This window comes from Candidatus Saccharibacteria bacterium, assembly GCA_016789455.1.
Taxonomy (GTDB): domain Bacteria; phylum Patescibacteriota; class Saccharimonadia; order Saccharimonadales; family Saccharimonadaceae; genus CAIJKY01.
In genome coordinates this window covers 205,876-221,727 of record JAEUQU010000002.1, presented here as the reverse complement: position 1 = coordinate 221,727, position 15,852 = coordinate 205,876, and the positions used below count along the sequence as shown (strand labels likewise).

At 57.3% G+C, this 15,852-nt stretch carries 14 protein-coding genes; 9 read left to right on the top strand and 5 right to left on the bottom strand.

The window, feature by feature from the left end:
• Positions 1-36: 36 nt before the first annotated feature.
• On the bottom strand, positions 37-1,734 hold the full coding sequence (locus JNJ66_02105) for a sigma-70 family RNA polymerase sigma factor (protein MBL8159228.1): 1,698 nt from the start codon (positions 1,732-1,734) through the stop codon (positions 37-39).
• A 63-nt stretch (positions 1,735-1,797) separates the two neighbouring features.
• On the opposite strand from JNJ66_02105, the gene JNJ66_02100 reads away from it, so the two are divergent.
• Positions 1,798-3,597, top strand: a complete 1,800-nt coding sequence (locus JNJ66_02100; GenBank protein MBL8159227.1) for an alpha amylase C-terminal domain-containing protein — start codon at positions 1,798-1,800, stop codon at positions 3,595-3,597.
• Between the two features lie 34 nt (positions 3,598-3,631).
• Complete coding sequence (locus JNJ66_02095; protein ID MBL8159226.1) at positions 3,632-4,075, top strand: hypothetical protein; 444 nt, start codon at positions 3,632-3,634, stop codon at positions 4,073-4,075.
• Positions 4,076-4,110: 35 nt separating this feature from the next.
• On the opposite strand, the gene JNJ66_02090 is transcribed toward JNJ66_02095, so the two are convergent.
• The gene (locus JNJ66_02090; GenBank protein MBL8159225.1) at positions 4,111-5,733 is read right to left on the bottom strand and encodes a type II/IV secretion system protein; all 1,623 of its coding nucleotides are present in this window, start codon (positions 5,731-5,733) and stop codon (positions 4,111-4,113) included.
• A 170-nt stretch (positions 5,734-5,903) separates the two neighbouring features.
• On the opposite strand from JNJ66_02090, the gene JNJ66_02085 reads away from it, so the two are divergent.
• The 6 genes from JNJ66_02085 to JNJ66_02060 all read left to right on the top strand — a co-directional run bounded on the left by JNJ66_02085 (position 5,904) and on the right by JNJ66_02060 (position 8,679).
• A complete protein-coding gene (locus tag JNJ66_02085) occupies positions 5,904-6,404 on the top strand; it encodes a TrmH family RNA methyltransferase (protein ID MBL8159224.1) in 501 nt (166 codons plus the stop codon).
• Between the two features lie 100 nt (positions 6,405-6,504).
• A complete protein-coding gene (locus JNJ66_02080) occupies positions 6,505-6,978 on the top strand; it encodes a hypothetical protein (GenBank protein MBL8159223.1) in 474 nt (157 codons plus the stop codon).
• A gap of 90 nt (positions 6,979-7,068) precedes the next feature.
• Positions 7,069-7,350, top strand: coding sequence for a hypothetical protein (locus JNJ66_02075; GenBank protein ID MBL8159222.1), 282 nt, complete (start codon positions 7,069-7,071; stop codon positions 7,348-7,350).
• A gap of 78 nt (positions 7,351-7,428) precedes the next feature.
• Positions 7,429-7,917, top strand: coding sequence for a pyridoxamine 5'-phosphate oxidase family protein (locus tag JNJ66_02070; protein MBL8159221.1), 489 nt, complete (start codon positions 7,429-7,431; stop codon positions 7,915-7,917).
• 55 nt (positions 7,918-7,972) lie between these two features.
• Complete coding sequence (sodN, locus tag JNJ66_02065; GenBank protein ID MBL8159220.1) at positions 7,973-8,371, top strand: superoxide dismutase, Ni; 399 nt, start codon at positions 7,973-7,975, stop codon at positions 8,369-8,371.
• A 32-nt stretch (positions 8,372-8,403) separates the two neighbouring features.
• Entirely contained in the window at positions 8,404-8,679 is a 276-nt protein-coding gene (locus JNJ66_02060) for a S26 family signal peptidase (protein MBL8159219.1), read from the top strand.
• Here JNJ66_02060 and JNJ66_02055 read toward each other — a convergent pair.
• The gene (locus JNJ66_02055) at positions 8,663-9,265 is read right to left on the bottom strand and encodes a TIGR03086 family protein (GenBank protein MBL8159218.1); all 603 of its coding nucleotides are present in this window, start codon (positions 9,263-9,265) and stop codon (positions 8,663-8,665) included. The two genes, JNJ66_02060 and JNJ66_02055, sit on opposite strands and share 17 nt — an antisense overlap.
• A gap of 26 nt (positions 9,266-9,291) precedes the next feature.
• Positions 9,292-10,599 (bottom strand): MFS transporter, encoded by a 1,308-nt coding sequence (locus tag JNJ66_02050; GenBank protein ID MBL8159217.1) that lies wholly within the window; start codon positions 10,597-10,599, stop codon positions 9,292-9,294.
• 35 nt (positions 10,600-10,634) lie between these two features.
• Here JNJ66_02050 and JNJ66_02045 point away from each other — a divergent pair, with 35 nt between their 5' ends.
• Positions 10,635-12,146 (top strand): hypothetical protein, encoded by a 1,512-nt coding sequence (locus tag JNJ66_02045; GenBank protein ID MBL8159216.1) that lies wholly within the window; start codon positions 10,635-10,637, stop codon positions 12,144-12,146.
• A gap of 10 nt (positions 12,147-12,156) precedes the next feature.
• On the opposite strand, the gene dnaE is transcribed toward JNJ66_02045, so the two are convergent.
• Positions 12,157-15,849: a DNA polymerase III subunit alpha gene (gene dnaE, locus JNJ66_02040; protein MBL8159215.1), complete on the bottom strand. Its 3,693-nt coding sequence runs from the start codon at positions 15,847-15,849 to the stop codon at positions 12,157-12,159.
• Positions 15,850-15,852 lie beyond the last annotated feature (3 nt).

Below are 15,852 nucleotides of genomic sequence, written 5' to 3'. Positions count from 1 at the left end.
TCGTACATACGCCAAGAGTGCCTCGATCCCGCCGCGTCAGCTGGCTTCTTTTTGCCCACAATATCTAAGAAGTGCAGCCGCATGCCCGCCATCACGGATCTTTCCCATCCCCGTGCGGACGAACTTGCGGACCGTACCCTCCGAGACGCCGATAGCCCTGCCCACCTCGTCCGGCTCCATTTGTATGCCAGAGAGCAGGCCGAAGCTCAGGACGATGGCCCTACGCTCGCGCTCATCAAGATCGCCGAGTGCCACCACTAGATCGTCATGTAGTGCTGCTCCGTCGGGCCGGGGAATATCCGGCGGAGCAGGCGCGGCATCCAACGATGCGCCGAAGGGCGCCCCGTTCTCATCTCCCATGGGGGCATCAAGACTGACCGTCGACCTATCATAACTCAGTAGCTCGGCGATGCGCTGCGACGTCATGCCGATCTCATCCGCCAGTTCGTCATTGGTGACCGTCCGACCCAACCGCGACTCCAAGCGATCCCGGCTAGCGTACATATGCTGCATCTCTTTGACGACATACTTTGGCAGATACACCGCACGCCCCTTGCGCTTGATGGCGCTGCCGATCGACTCTCTGATCCAGTTGACCGCATAGGTTGAGAACTTGTAGCCCTGGGTGTAATCAAACTTCTCGACGGCACGGATGAGACCAAAGACGCCTTCCTGCATCTTCTCGTCATAATCGAGCGGTATGTCAGGGTATTTACTCACGAACTTCTTCACCAGCCGCAGGTTGGATTCAATCATGCGGCGCTTAGCAGCCTCACCTTGCCGCTGCAGCATCCTCAGATCACGCCGCAGCACAAGGTCAGTGTCGCCGGCGGCCTTCAGCGCAGCCAGTCGCTCAGCGGCGAGCACACCCACCTCGATAGCCTTGGCCAGCTCCACCTCCTCTGCCGCACTCAGCAGGGCAGCCCGGCCGATGGCGGCCTCAAGGCCGACTCCACGGTCTACATAGTCGATGGTCTCCTCCCCGGCTTCCCCTACAGCTGTGCCGGCGGTACGCCTAGGGGTCTTTTTCCTGGAGACGGCAGCCTTTGGAGCGGTTATCTTTTTTGCGCTTGGCGCCGACACTTGGGCCGCTCCCGCCCGTGCGCTAAAGACTATTTCCGGCTCGGTTCCGTCTAGCTCGACCGTTTCAAAGAATAATGCCCGGCGTGCACCATAGCGAACACGCTTACTATTAGTCGTATCGAACTCCAGCACCGGAACTTCCGGCGCCGCCAGCTCCAGCATGGCCCGCAGTCCTTGAAGAGCCCGTCGCCGCGCGCTATGCACGGCGTCCCTGGTTGTTTCGGGCGGCATGAAGCCGAAAGCATCTATCTCTGCCGATGCCAGGGACTGGCCGCGTCCAACGGTCATCAAAACGTTGAAGATGAAGCGTTGTTTTTCCGTAAGCCTGATGACTTGACCGTTGACAGCAAGCGCCTCACCGTCGGCAATACCGATACGGAGTGCCCCGGCCTGCTCCGCTTCGGACAGGTCGACGGCACTGTTCAGCAGGTCGGTATCAATGATGCGACCACTCAGTTCGGCAAAGACCTCTACCGCTTCCGACCGCGCCTCCGCCACCGCACACTGCCCCATGGCGATAACCTTGCCAATGTGCGCCTCGGCACCTTCCGGCCCCTCCTGCTCGGCAACCCTGACCAGACGCAGCCGCTCGCGGGGAGCAGGTGCGTCGGTCGACAGTTGTTCCGGTAAAAAATGATATGCTTCAGACATAAGTGAACTCCTTGCCAAACACCCCGCCCCACGCGCATAATAACCATAAGGTTTACAACGATCATGAGCGCCCAACCTCAACAGACCAACGGAGTTACCGTCACCACTCACGGCGTCGTCTTTTGGCTGTGGGCACCGTTTGCCACAAGCGTCACTATCATGGGCGACTTCAACGATTGGTCAGAAACCGCGACTCCTTTGGTCCACCACGCCCATGGCTACTGGCGGGTTACTGTGAAAGAGGCTAGCGTCGGCCAGCAATACAAGTACTGTATTGTAGCAGCTGATGGCCGACTTCTCAAGAAGAACGACCCGCGGGCCTTGCAATTGACCGCCAGCGGCGACAACGCCATCATCGTCGATCCGGATTTTGATTGGCAGGACGACAGCTTCACCCTCGGCCCGGCCTATGACCAAGTCATCTACGAACTCCACATCGGCACCTTCAACCGGCCCGACGCCTCAACCAGCGGCACTTTCGACACCGCCATCGAGAAACTCGGCCACCTGGCAGCCTTAGGTATTACCGCCATCGAGCTCATGCCCTGCAGCGAGAACTGGATGGACCGTTGGTGGGGCTACACACCGGACTATCTCTATGCCGTCGAATCGGCCTACGGCGGCCGCCACGCCCTGATGCGCTTTGTCCGTGAGGCTCACAAGCGCGGCATCGGCGTCCTGCTCGACGTCGTCTACAACCACCTCAGCCCCGACCCGGGCCTCGACCTCTGGCAGTTCGACGGCTGGAGCGAAAACGGCCGCGGCGGCATCTACTTCTATAATGACTGGCGCGCCGTCACGCCGTGGGGCGATACCCGCCTGGATTACGGCCGCCCCGAAGTCCGCCAGTACATCACCGAGAACGTCCGCATGTGGCTGCGCGATTGCCACGTGGATGGCCTGCGCGTCGACTCGACCCACTACATCCGCAATGTGCTTGGCCGCGACAATGACCCGGAGACTGATATTCCTGACGGCTGGCAGCTACTGCGCGACATCACCACTACCGCGCGTGAAGCCAGTCCCGACGCCCTGCTCATTGCCGAAGATTCCGCCAGCAACCGGCTGGTCACCGAACCCGTCTCCGCCGGCGGCCTCGGCTTCAACGCCCAATGGGAGACACCGCTTCCCTACCTGCTGCGAGAGGTCCTCGGCCCGGGTGACGACAGCCAGCGCGATATCAGCCGCCTCAGCGACTTTCTGCAGGCCTGCGACCCTGCCAATCCGGCCAGCCGCGCCCCGTTCAGCCGCATCATCTACAGCGAGTCGCACGATGCCGACGCCAACGGCCGCGCCCGCCTCAACGAAGAAATCTCCCCTGGCGACAGCGACAACCTGGAGGCCCGCCGCCGCTCCGGCCTGGCCGCCGCCCTCATCCTGACCGCGCCGGGCATCCCCATGCTGTTCCAAGGTCAGGAATTCATGGAAGAGGGCAGCTTCAGCAACTGGCGAGCCCTCGATTGGGACAAGGCCGCCAAACACAGCGGCATCATCCTGCTCTACCGCGACCTGATCGCCGCCCGCCGCAATCTGCGTGGCCACACGCCAGGTTTGCAAGGCGGCCTGGCCGAGGTGCTGCTGTGCGACGAGGAGACCAACCTGCTGGCTTACCGCCGGTACGCCGCCGGCGACGCACCCGGCAGGAGTACCGTCGTCGTCTTCAATTTCTCGTCCGCCGTTCGCTCCGGGGTAACCCTGCCGCTGCCGGCCGACGGCGAGTGGCATGTCCGGCTTAACAGCGACTGGCAAGGCTACAGTGCTGATTTTGCCGGCACCGAGAGTAACAGCATCACTGCCGCCGGCGGCCAGGCGTCCATCACTATCGGCCCCTACTCACTTTTGATATATTCTCAAGATACCTAACCGCCAGTATTCAGCCGACCCCAAGGAGGACCATATGACCGGTCTCAACCACGCCATCACCGGAATCGCCATCGCCGTCAGCGTGAAGCACCCGCTGCTTGCGCCATTGCTCGCCCTGGCTTCGCATTTTTTGCTCGATATGGTGCCACACTTCGGCCATCCCGCCATGAAACCCGGCAGCCGGTTCTTCCGTAACGTCATCGTCGCCGACGGGCTGGGCATGATAATCGTCACCGTCACCGCCATGTGGCTTTTTCCGCAGCTCGACCTGCTCATCGGCGCCTGCGCCTTCCTGGCCTTCGCTCCGGATATCGTCTGGTATTACAAGTATTTCCGCGCCGACCATCCAGTCACCCGCGCCCTGCACGGCTTCATGAACTTCGCGATGCGCATCCAGTGGTACGAAAAACCGCCCGGCGCTATCGTCGAGGCGGTGCATTTCGTTGTTATCGTCTGGGTTATTTCGTTGTATCGGTAGCAGCTGCACCGGCGGCCCCACGGCATCCGCGGCGCCTATAGTACGCGGTTGACTTCGTCCAGCGTCGTCTCACCCGCCAGCGCCCGCAGCACGCCTTGCTGCACCAGTGTCAGCATGCCCTGTTTCCTGGCGACGGCCTCGATTTTTTCCGAACCCTCCCCGGCGGCGTCGCCGCGCAGGAACTTTTGAATCTCCTCATTGACGATCATCTGCTCCATCAGCACGATACGCCCGCTGAAGCCAAAAGGGTTCTCTGGCGTCGGCACCGGGCGGTAGAGCGTCAGGTTGTCAAAGTCGACCGGCGGCACATCGGGCGGCAACACCTGCAGCACGGTGCGTATCCATTTCTGGGTGGCTTCGTCGGGGGTGTACGCCTCTTTGGTGTTGTCGTCCAGCCGGCGCACCAGCCGCTGGCCGATAATCAGGCGGATGGCCGTGGAAAATATCGGGTTGACGCCGATCATGTCTATCATGCGGCTCAATGCCGTCGCCGCCGAGTTGGCGTGGAAGGTCGTCAAGACCAGGTGGCCGGTAATCGAAGCCTGGACCGCCGTCTTGGCGGTGTCGACATCACGGATCTCACCGACCATGACCACGTCGGGGTCGAGGCGCAGCACGGCCCGCAACTTCTCCGCGAAGCTGTCGCCGGTCTGGGTATTGACGGGAATCTGGCTGATGCCCGGGATGCTGAACTCGACCGGATCTTCCAGGGTAAGAATTTTTCGTGACGACTCGTTTAATGAATTGATAATACTGTAGAGCGTCGTCGACTTACCCGAACCGGTCGGCCCCACCACCATTACCATGCCGTGCGGATGGCTGATAATCTCACCGAATTCATTAAGTTCCTGTTTCGTCAGGCCGAGTACATCAAGATTTAATAAAGATTCGTCAAAATTGAAGAGACGGATGACGGCGTCCTGGCCATGGACCGTCGGCACCGTTTCGATACGCATGTTAAGGATTTCCTCTGCGCCCTCCGGGTTAATAACCTTCTGGGTCAGGTGTCCGGTCTGCGCGTCAGTGGCGGCAAACGAGATGTTGGCGCGTGAGGCAATGGCAGCCAGTACCACGCGGTATTTGTCGTGGCTAAAGTTGGCCACCGGGTGCAGGGCACCGTCAACACGGAAGCGGACGCGTACATGTTCGCGCTGCGGCTCGATATGGATGTCGCTGGCGTTCAGGTGGTACGACTGGTTGATGAGGTAATCCAACAGGTCATCCGAGTTGACCGATTCCAGCGTCTTGGATACTTCGGCGATAGTAGCACTGTCGCCGTCCTTGGCAATCTTGACGTCATCGTAGTGGACTTCCTGCGGCGGGTCGTAGCGCAGCATGAAATCGCGGAAGCTGCTGTTGCTGATGAGGTAGAAATCGATGTTCAGCTCGGGGTTGCGCTCGCGGATCGCCTTGACCGCCGGCTGCGGCGTATTGATAGTGATGCCAAACGTCAGGTTCTGGTTTTCGGCCGGCGCCAGCAGTGGCACCAGGACGTTCTTGCGCATCTCGTCATTATCGGTATAGCCGTCAACCAGTGGCAGGTTATTGACGATGGCCCTGGTGTCCAGGTAGCGCAACCCAAGCAGATGGGCTCGCCGCTCGGTATTCTCTTCTTCTTGCTGACGGACGCGCACGTCGGCTTTGGTGTCTCGGCTCATTGGCTCTTATTGTACTATGACTAACCATAAGCAGCAAAGCACAGCGGCGTCAGTACCTACGCTATATATAGCGCACTACAGGTAGCGCACTAGAGACCACTTATTGCACTACAGGTAGCGTTTTTGACATAGTTTGCGCTGACATCGCGGCAGTGTACACTAAAACCACCATGGAAATCGTCGTCATTGCCCACAATATCCGTTCCACCCATAATGTCGGGGCGATCTTTCGCAGCTGCGACGGATTCGGCGTGAAACACCTCTATCTCAGCGGCTACACACCGTACCCGGCACTGCTTGATGGTACTGATGCCCGCTTGCCGCACGAGCGCGACAAGCTGACCCGGCAGATCCATAAGAGCGCGCTTGGCGCCGAGGCAACCGTACCATTCAGCCACCATCAGTCCGCCACAGCATTAATGCGACAGCTGCGGCAGGAGGAATTCCAGCTTGTGGCACTTGAGCAGGCTAGCGGTAGCATCAACCTGCCCGATTACGCACCGCCCACCCGGCTGGCGTTGCTCCTGGGCGAAGAAGTTGATGGCGTAGCATCGGATCTGCTGGCATTGTGCGATGATATCGTCGAGATACCGATGCGCGGCCGCAAGGAGTCTTTCAATGTATCGGTGGCTGCGGGCATCGCCTTGTATGCACTGTCTGTTACACGCTGATTTTCAGCATTGGCAAAGAATTATATTGCGGCGCTTGGCGATTGTGTCGTAATATGTTTAGGCAGGGTCACCCATCCAACAACCGCTTTCGGGGAGCGACATGCCATTCACAAGAGCGACCGCAGTCAGTCTGCTGACCGGGCTCATGCTCGTGCTCAGCAACCTGCTGCTTGCCTCGCCGGCTTCGGCCATGGCGAGCGTCAAGAGCGTCCACACCCCCAAGCTCGAGGGCGACAGCGTCGTTGCCTGGGCCGACTTCGAGCGCGACTGCTCGGACACGGCTGGCTGCTGGAACTACCTCAAGATCGAGCGCAAGGAGTCGTGGCCCCGTCAGTGGAGCCACGCGGCTGGCGGCTGGGCCAACCAGGACGGTTGGAACTCCGTCAGCGCCGTGCTGCTGAAGCCCGGCGAGTGCGACCACTTCCGGGCCACCGCCCAGAGCTACAACGACCTCATCGTCAAGAACGAGAGCTCGAGCGGCGGCTCCAGCACGTCGAGTACCGTCGTCCAGAAGACGCCGTCCGAACCCTGGTCGTCGGCGGAGGCCTACCTCTGCCGACCGGCCCTGGCCTGACCACCCGGGTGACCCTGCGAATCCACTCCCGTGCCGGATGTACCGGTGCGGGGGTGGATGGCCAACCTATAGCATTAATCAAGAATCATCATGGACCTTTTCAAATTCAATTTCAACCTAGGCAGTGGCGCAGAATCAATCTTTTTCGGTGCCCTGTGTTACATCGGCTTCCTGTATCTGCTTGCCATCTTCGTCAACCGCATGCCTGCCATCGTCCGCCGCCTGCCCTTCCACAAAATTGACGACCAGACGCTGTCGGTCGCACGGGGAATCCTGCTGGGCTACTTTTTCCTCATGCTTGCCGCGGCACCTCTGTACGGTATTTTTGCGCTGTTCTTTATCGTTACCGGCATTATCGGTTACTTGCGCTAAGTTTCCCCTGACGTAAAGATTCTTACTGCGACCCACCACCCCGCTCCCCATACTGGACTCCATAAACAAGGAGTCCGCATGGAAAACGACGAAGCCCGCAAAAAGCTATTCGATCTAATCAAAGACATCAGGGTCTGCATGCTCACCACCATGACCGAAGACGGCCGCCACGTCAGCCGGCCGATGGGCGTGCAGCACGTCGAGGGCGATAACGACCTCTGGTTCTTTACCTATGCGAACTCCGCCAAGGCCCGGCAGATCGCCAGCCACCCGATGGTCAACCTCGGCTTTAGCAATGACAGCAAGAATGATTGGGTTTCCATCTCTGGCACCGCCGAGCTGGTGCGTGACCGCAGCAAAATGGAAGAACTATGGAATCCGTTCCTCAAAGCCTGGTTCCCGGACGACCTGGAGACGCCGGAGATTGCCCTGCTGCGCGTGCGGGCCGATACGGCAGAATACTGGGACTCGCCCAATGGCGGCGCCATCGCGCTGTTTGGCAGCATCAAGGCCGCCGTCACGGGTAAGCCGCCCAAGACGGGCGACAACGAGACCGTCCAGCTATAAGTGACACCGCCGCGCCCGGCGGGTATGATAAGAGCAATAACCATAGGAGGCGACCATGCTTTTTTCACCCAAAATCGTTAAGGCCCATTGTGACATCCCCTGCGGCATCTACGAAACCGACACCATGCGGCACGCTGCCGACACTTGCCACCGCATGATTGAGAAGATCGAGGCGCTGGGCGAGCTCGATACCATCGAGAAGCACAACACCTTCGTGCGCAGCGTCATGACCAAGGAAAAGCACGCCCAGAAGGTCAAGAACGAACTCTACATCCTGTGGAGCGACTACTTCAAGCCGGAGCATCTTGAGAAGTTTCCGGAACTGCACGACACCCTGTGGAAGACCGTCAAGCAGGCCAGCGAGGTCAAGCACACCGTCAGCGCCGAGGAGGCAGCCACGCTGCAACGGATGGTCGGCGAGGTCATTGAGCTGTTCAACGCCAGTAAGCAGTAGTGCTTAAGCTGCGGAAAGTCGCCGGCAATAGCATGGCGCCGACGCTACAGGCCGGTACCTTATTGCTTGTGCGCACCAAACGGAGATATGCCGTAGGTGATATCGTGGTGTTCACGCTCAACGGCACCGAGATGGTCAAGCGCATCACCGGCGCGAAGGACGGGCGGTTCACCGTGCGCGGCGACAATCAGCACGATAGTTTCGACAGCCGGGCGTTCGGTGGCATCCCCGCCGGCTCTATCAAAGGCTGCGTCATGCTACGGCTATCGCGGGCAATCAATGCCGGGCCGCTCAGGCCGACGCTTTGAACCTGGCTTCCTGGGCAGTGCGATCCCGGCCATACAATGCCAGCAGCTTGGTCTGCAGCTCGGCATCATCCGGCACCTGTACCGCCTCAGCGAACAATCCGCTCTGCTTCAGGTCGTCTTGCCGCGGCAGGGTGTAGTCGTAGACGTACTGGGCGACTTCATTCTCAAACTGCAGCGGCTGGCCTAGTGCCGTACTCAGGTCCCAGGCATGGATCAGCAGATCGGCTGCGATCTGCTCCAGATAATCGCGTACCGTCACCGTGCCATATGACAAGTGTGCCGTGCCCTCCAGGTCGGCCGCCTCCACCGCCACCGTTGCCCGATCGGCCGTCAGCTGCCAGTTATCCTGCAGGCGGCCGGCGATCAGGTCGCCGTCATACTGCGTGCCGACCTCCTCCATGGTCTTGCCATTGACGATGTCCGCCACCCAGGCCAGCTCGTACAGCAGATGGCCCGCCAGGTCGCGGACGGTCCATTCGGTGTCTGGCGTCGGCTTCTCGAACTCATCGGGCGACACCTGCTGCACCGCCGCAGTGGCGCCGGCCAGACATTTCATAAAAAGATCTTTCGTCTCCAGTGTTGCCATGCTGCTTCTGCCTTTCTTCTATATCTCTATGCTTGTGCGCTTCCCTCTTTATAATACCGCGAGAGCAACCGGTACGAGCGTGAGAACATGGCCAACACCGTCACCGTCAGACCGATGATCGCCGCCATGATGAACAACAGGGCCATGCCGCGCTCCGGTCCGACACCAAACCAGCTGCCGATTGCCGCCGCGCCCTCTCCATTCTCGGACATATACGGAATGGCCCAGAACTGCGCGATCGGCCCGATCAAGAAGGACGTAATAGGTGACGCCGCCGATTCGATGCTCTGCGCAAAACCAAAGACCCGCCCCTGCTTCTTGAACGGCACCACCTTTTGGATGATGGTCTGCTCTGAGGCTTCGATGAAGGGCATCAGGGCCATGAAGATCAGCATCGAGACGCCAAGCAGGATGACCGACGACTTGAGCGGGAACAGGATACTGATGGTCCACATGATGATATTGGCTATGAACAACGCCTTGAGCGGGCTCTTGCCCAGACCTTTTTTGGCCACCAGGATGCCACCGGCGATATAGCCCAGACTGACCACACCCCACAAGATGCCCCATATTTCCACCGACACCAGCTCCAGGCCGTACGGATCCATCAGGGCCATAAAGACACCGCTCAGCAGGTTATTAAAAGTGGTGAAGAAGATAAGGCCCATCAGACCGGAGACCAGGGCGATGGCCTTGATGGCGCCGCGGATATCAACCTGGGGCATAGCGTTCATCTCGTGCGTCGGCTGCTTCTCGTCAACCTTGATGGCTGCCAGTCGCAGGGTAGCCAGCAGCGTCAGCACCAGGCTGATAATCATTACCCAATCCATGCCCAGCTGCCCCACTGCCAGCCCGCTGAAGACCGACGTCAGGGTAAAGGAGACGCCGTTGACGGTAGCGACCATGCCGTTGGCGCGGTCGTGTTCTTTCTCTGGCGTCAACAGGGTGACGCTGGTGGAAAGCGCGATGGCGCGCAGGTTGCCGGCTACCGCACCAAATAGGATCAGTATCACCAGCAGCCAGAAGTAGATGTTGCCGATGTTCAGCAGTTGGCCGTTGGGAGTTGTGAAATAAACAACAGTTGCCAAAGCAAAGCTGATCAGCGTCGTCCAGCTTGAGGCAAGCATGGCCGTCTTTTTCTTGTGACGGTCCACATACGTGCCAAAGTACATGCCCAGCAGCGCTGAGAACAGCATGAAAGAGCCGCCGATGATGGCGGTCGCCAGCACCGACTTCGTCTCCAGATAGGCCCAGAAGGTCAGGGCAAACCAGAGGAAGTTGTTGGTGGCGGAGGCGAGGAGGGTGTTGTATAGGAGTGATTTAAATGTATTCATATATAATTAACTTTAAGATTCAAGGTTCTTGAGCAATGAGTACTACTATAAAGGCACACGAGCTATATTGGTATGCCAGACGCTACAGATTAGATCTGGCACTGGCCGAAATCGGAAGCGTTAGCTTCAAATTATTAAACAATAACGATGACGCCCTAAAAAAACTTGGCCCCGGCAGAATTAATGAATGGCAAATTGCATTTTTAGCAAAAGCATTGATACTTAGCTCAAATGATTATCGCTCCAAACCGTTTGGAGACCTAGGGTTATTTACGTTAGCAAATAAATACAATAATTTGTTTGATGCATTACTGGAAAAGGGACAGGAGGAGGGCGCTGCTTTCAGTTTTCTTTACCGTATGGCGCATCAACAGCTTCCATTTCAAGTTGGCCACAACACGCTGATGGCAAGAGCTGCCATCCTATTTCACGACATTCCGAAGACTTTAAAGGACGCACCCATCAATATCGATAGAGATATCGAGGAATATTATGGCATGAATGCAGAAGAGCTAATTGTAACCGGCTTTTGCATTTTATGCTTTTCAGGCAATGGCTACTTTCAAGGCATTAACTTATCGGAGCCAAAGTTTGACAACCTTCGTACTTTCTTGAACCAAGACAAGCTAGACCGTGTGGTTAGTTCATTAACTGCCGATTATTCAACCTTGCGCAATGAGATAAAGCTTCATGAAGGCACCGATGGCCTAGAGCAGTACGCTTTTAATCCACTGCGCCAATATCCAATAGTACGCACCGACAGAGGAAGCCTCGTGGTGCCCGTTACAAGATTCTTGCTAGAACGAGTAACTACGGGCATATTTTATAATCTAATGGACAAGTACAAGTCAAGATCTGGTAACGCCTTTTTAACACTATTTGGTAAGGATATCTTTGAAAAATACATAGGACTATTGCTAAACCAGCAACCCATTCTTGGAGAAGTCATAGAAGAATTTGTCTATGGCTCGATGAATGACAAGACGTCTGATTGGATAATTATAGAAGGCGAAGTTGCAACTCTTATTGAGTGCAAGACATCAGGTCTAAGCTTAGAAGCTAAGTCCTGGGGCGATTTAGAGTTGATTGCAAAAGACATAGAGCGCCACATAGCTCAAGCCATAAAACAAATGCACAACCTCGAAATGAATATTCGTCAAAAAAAACGTGGGCTTGAGAGGCTACATCACATCAAGCATTTCAAATATGTCGTGCTAACTTTTGACAGAGCATACTTGGCAAACTCAGCAAAAACAAAAGAGATAATCGACCTACACCTTTCAAAGCATGGCATCAAGACTCAATACGAGGTAATAGCCGTTAAAGAAATGGAGGAGATTGCGCCATTGCTCACCAGGCACAAGTTTTCTGACCTAATCGATGCTAAGCAAAAACACTCGGAATACTGCAATTTTGATTTCGATGTATTTCTCAGTACACATCTTGGTGATAAAGGATTACGCAGAGATCAGGGCCCCCTGCTCAGCCAACGATTTAACAACTTAACCAATCGCGTTAGCTCTTACATAACTTCAAAAGCTAGCTAAAATGCAGTGGCTACTTGACCGCAACGCATTCTGCGCCAAGCAGTGCTGCTACCTTCCCTTTCAGCACCTCATCATCCGCCACCACCTTAAACGGCATCCGCACCGCCGAACTCTTGTCCGCACCCAGCACCAAAATGACCTCATGGCTGCCCGGAAATTCGTTGAAGGTCTGCTTCAGCTGCACCAGCGCCTTGTGGTCCTGCGGGTTCTTGACGTGCACGTATAGCTTGGGCGGTTTTACCTGCACCGGCGGCCGGTAATCGTCGTCCTCAATCGGCTTGTAGATGACTTTCGGTCCGGTGGGGCCGGCGGCCGTGGCGGATTTCTTGGCGCCGATAGCCGCAACCTTGGAGGCTGCTTTTGGCGTCTTCATTTTCTTGCCGGTGGCACGGTAGTTATTAAGTTCTTCGTCGGTGATCAGAATGATATCATCGGCGATGATCTTGGCCTCGTTGACAGGGTTGCCGTCGCGGTCGGTGGCGTTGACCTTGCCCTGGACCTTGACCACGGCATCCTGCACCAATATCTCACCCACCTTTTCAAAGAGGTTCGGGAAGACGATGATTTCGCCCTCGCCTGTCTTGTCCTCGAGCCCGACGAACGCCATCTTGGTATTGCTCTTGGTAATGATGGTGCGAGTGGTGGTGATGACACCGCCGACGGTGACATTGCGGTTATTGATTTCCGGTTTGATCTGGTGCAGGCCGACGGTCTGCTCGGAGAAATAATCGTCGTACGGGTCGAGCGGGTGGCTGGAGAGGTATAGACCCAGTAGTTCCCGCTCCCACATCAGGCGCTCCTTTTCGGAGTGCCGGGTGGGTGCGGGCTCCAGCTTGACCTGTGGCGCTGGCGCCAATTCTTCGCGCAGGTCGCCAAACAGGTCCGTCTGGCCGCTTTTGGCCTCTTTTTGCAGCTTGCTGGCGTAGGCCAGGAGGGTGTCCAGGTTGAATAATAGGTCGGAGCGATCGCCCAGCTTATCAAAGCCGCCGGCCTTCACCAGGGCCTCCCAGGCTTTGCGGTTGACCTTGGTGGTAGCGACGCGTTTGGCAAAATCTTCCACCGACTTGAAGTTGCCGCCTTCTTCGCGCGCGGCCAGGATCGTTTCGACGGCACCGGTACCGACACCCTTGACCGCTGCCATGCCAAAACGGATCTGATTCTGGTCCTTCACGACACTGAAGTCGACGAAACTTTCGTTCACATCCGGCGGGAAGACCTTGATGCCCATCTTCAGACACTCGCCGATCTCAATTGCCAGGCGCTCGATGTCATCGGCATCGCTGGTCATCAGAGCGGCCATAAAGGCGTCCGGGAAATGTGCCTTGAGGTAAGCGGTCCAGTACGCCACTAAGCCGTAACAGGCAGCGTGGCTCTTATTGAAACAGTAATTAGCGAACTCTTCCAGCTGGTCCCAGAACTTCTCCATCAGCTTGGGGTCAGCGCCGCTGTTCTTGACACCGCCTTCGATGAATTCCGGCTTTACCTTGCGCATCAGGTCGATCTTCTTCTTGCCGACGGCCTTACGCAGGGTGTCGGCCTGTCCACCGGTGAACCCGGAGACATCCTTGGAAATCTGCATGAACTGCTCCTGGTAGACCAGGATGCCGTAGGTAGAGCCCAAGGCGCCTTCCATCTTAGGGTGCAGGTACGTGATTTCTTCCTCGCCATGCTTGCGGCGGATGAAGGAGTCGATGAACTGCATCGGTCCCGGGCGGTACAGGGCCACCATGGCGATGATGTCATCAAACTTGGTCGGCTTCAGCTCGCGCAGATAGCGCTTCATGCCAGCCGATTCCAGCTGGAAGACACCGGTGGTATCGCCGGCTTGGAACAGTTTGTAGGTCTTCTCGTCGTCAAGCGGGATGGTCTGCAGGTCAATGTCGGTCTTGTAGACCTTCTTGATGATGCGCTGGGCATTATTGATGATGCTCAGGTTGGAGAGGCCCAGAAAGTCCATCTTGAGCAGCCCGAGTTCCTCAACCGGGCCCATCGGATATTGTGTAGAGACCACGCCCTTCTGCGCCATTTCCAGCGGGGCGAACTTGACGATCTCGTCCGGTGCGATCACTACGCCGGCCGCGTGGATACCGTGCGATCGGATAGTGTTCTCCAGACGGATGGCCAGGTCAATCACCTGCTTGGCCGTCGGGTTGCTCTCGTACTCCTTCTTGAGGTCGGGATCGTCAACGATGCTCTTCTTGAGCGGCGCCATACGGCCCTGTACCGGGGCTGGCACCAGCTTGGACAGGCGGTCGGCATCGCTGTACGGCACTTGTAATACGCGGGCGACATCGCGGATGGCGGCCTTGGCAGCCATGCGGCCGAAGGTGACGATGTTGGCCACGCGGTCTTTGCCGTACTTCTCGGTACAGTAGGCAATCACCTCGTCGCGGCGGGTATCCTGGATATCGATGTCAACGTCCGGCATGGATATACGGTCCGGGTTTAAGAAGCGCTCAAACAGCAGGTCGTACTTCAGCGGGTCAAGCTCGGTGATGTTCAGGGCGTAGGCGATAATGGAGCCGGCGGCAGATCCACGCCCCGGCCCAAAAATGATGCCCTGGTTCTTACCCCAGCAGATGAAGTCCCAGATAATCAGGAAGTAGCCGTTGAAGCCCATCTTCTCGATGACACTCAGCTCGTAGGCGGTGCGCTCCGCCACATCTTCGGGTATGACTTTCTGGGCAGCCTCGACCGTCATTTCATCGGCCTCGGCCTTAGGCACGCCGGCATAGCGCCAGGCCAGGCCGCGATAGACCAGCAGGTCGAGGTAGGTCTTTTCGTTGTGGCCTTCCGGCGTCGGGAAGGTAGGAATCAGAATCTTGCCCAGCTCGATTTCGATATTGCAGCGGTCGGCAATCTCCTTGGTGTTGCTGATGCACTCCGGATGGTCCTTGCCCCAACGGCCGATCAGCTCCTGCGGGTCGGTAACATGCAGCTCAAACTCCTTCAGGCTCATGCGCTTGGTGTCGCTCATGAACGAGCCGGTTTGGACGCACAGCAGAATCTCGTGGGGGTCCTGGTCTTCGTGCTTAAGGTAGTGGGCGTCACAGGTAACGACCGTCTTAATGCCCAGCTCCTCAGAAATCTTAAACAGGCCCTTGTTGACCTTGATCTGCCGGTCCCAGGGGCTCGGAGCGTCCGGGTGACCGTGGTCCTGAAGCTCAAGGTAATAGCGGTCACCAAAGATACTTTGATACCACTTGGCAATGTCCCGGGCTTTTTCGTAATTATCCTGGTCGAGGTTTTCGCTGACCTCACCACCCATGCAGGCCGAAAGCGCGATAAGGCCTTCGTTGTATTGTTCAAGCAGGTTGTGGTCGATGCGCGGCTTGTAATAATACCCCTCGAGGTTGGCGATGGTCGAGAGGCGCATCAGGTTTTGGTAGCCCTTGTGGTTCATGGCCAGCAGTATCAGGTGATACCGCGCCTTGTCCAGCTGCGCGTCGCGGTCCTGGTAGGTGCGCGCCGCTACATACGTCTCCATACCGATGATGGGCTTGATGCCGGCATCTTTGGCCAGCTTGTAGAATTCAATGGCGCCGCTCATCGTGCCATGGTCGGTGACGGCCACCGCCTCCATGCCCAGCTCCTTGACATGGTCGACCAACTCATTAACCTTGGTCAGTCCGTCGAGCAGAGAGTGGTGCGTGTGGTTGTGCAGGTGCACGTAATCGCTCGGCTTTAAACTGGCTGCTGACACACT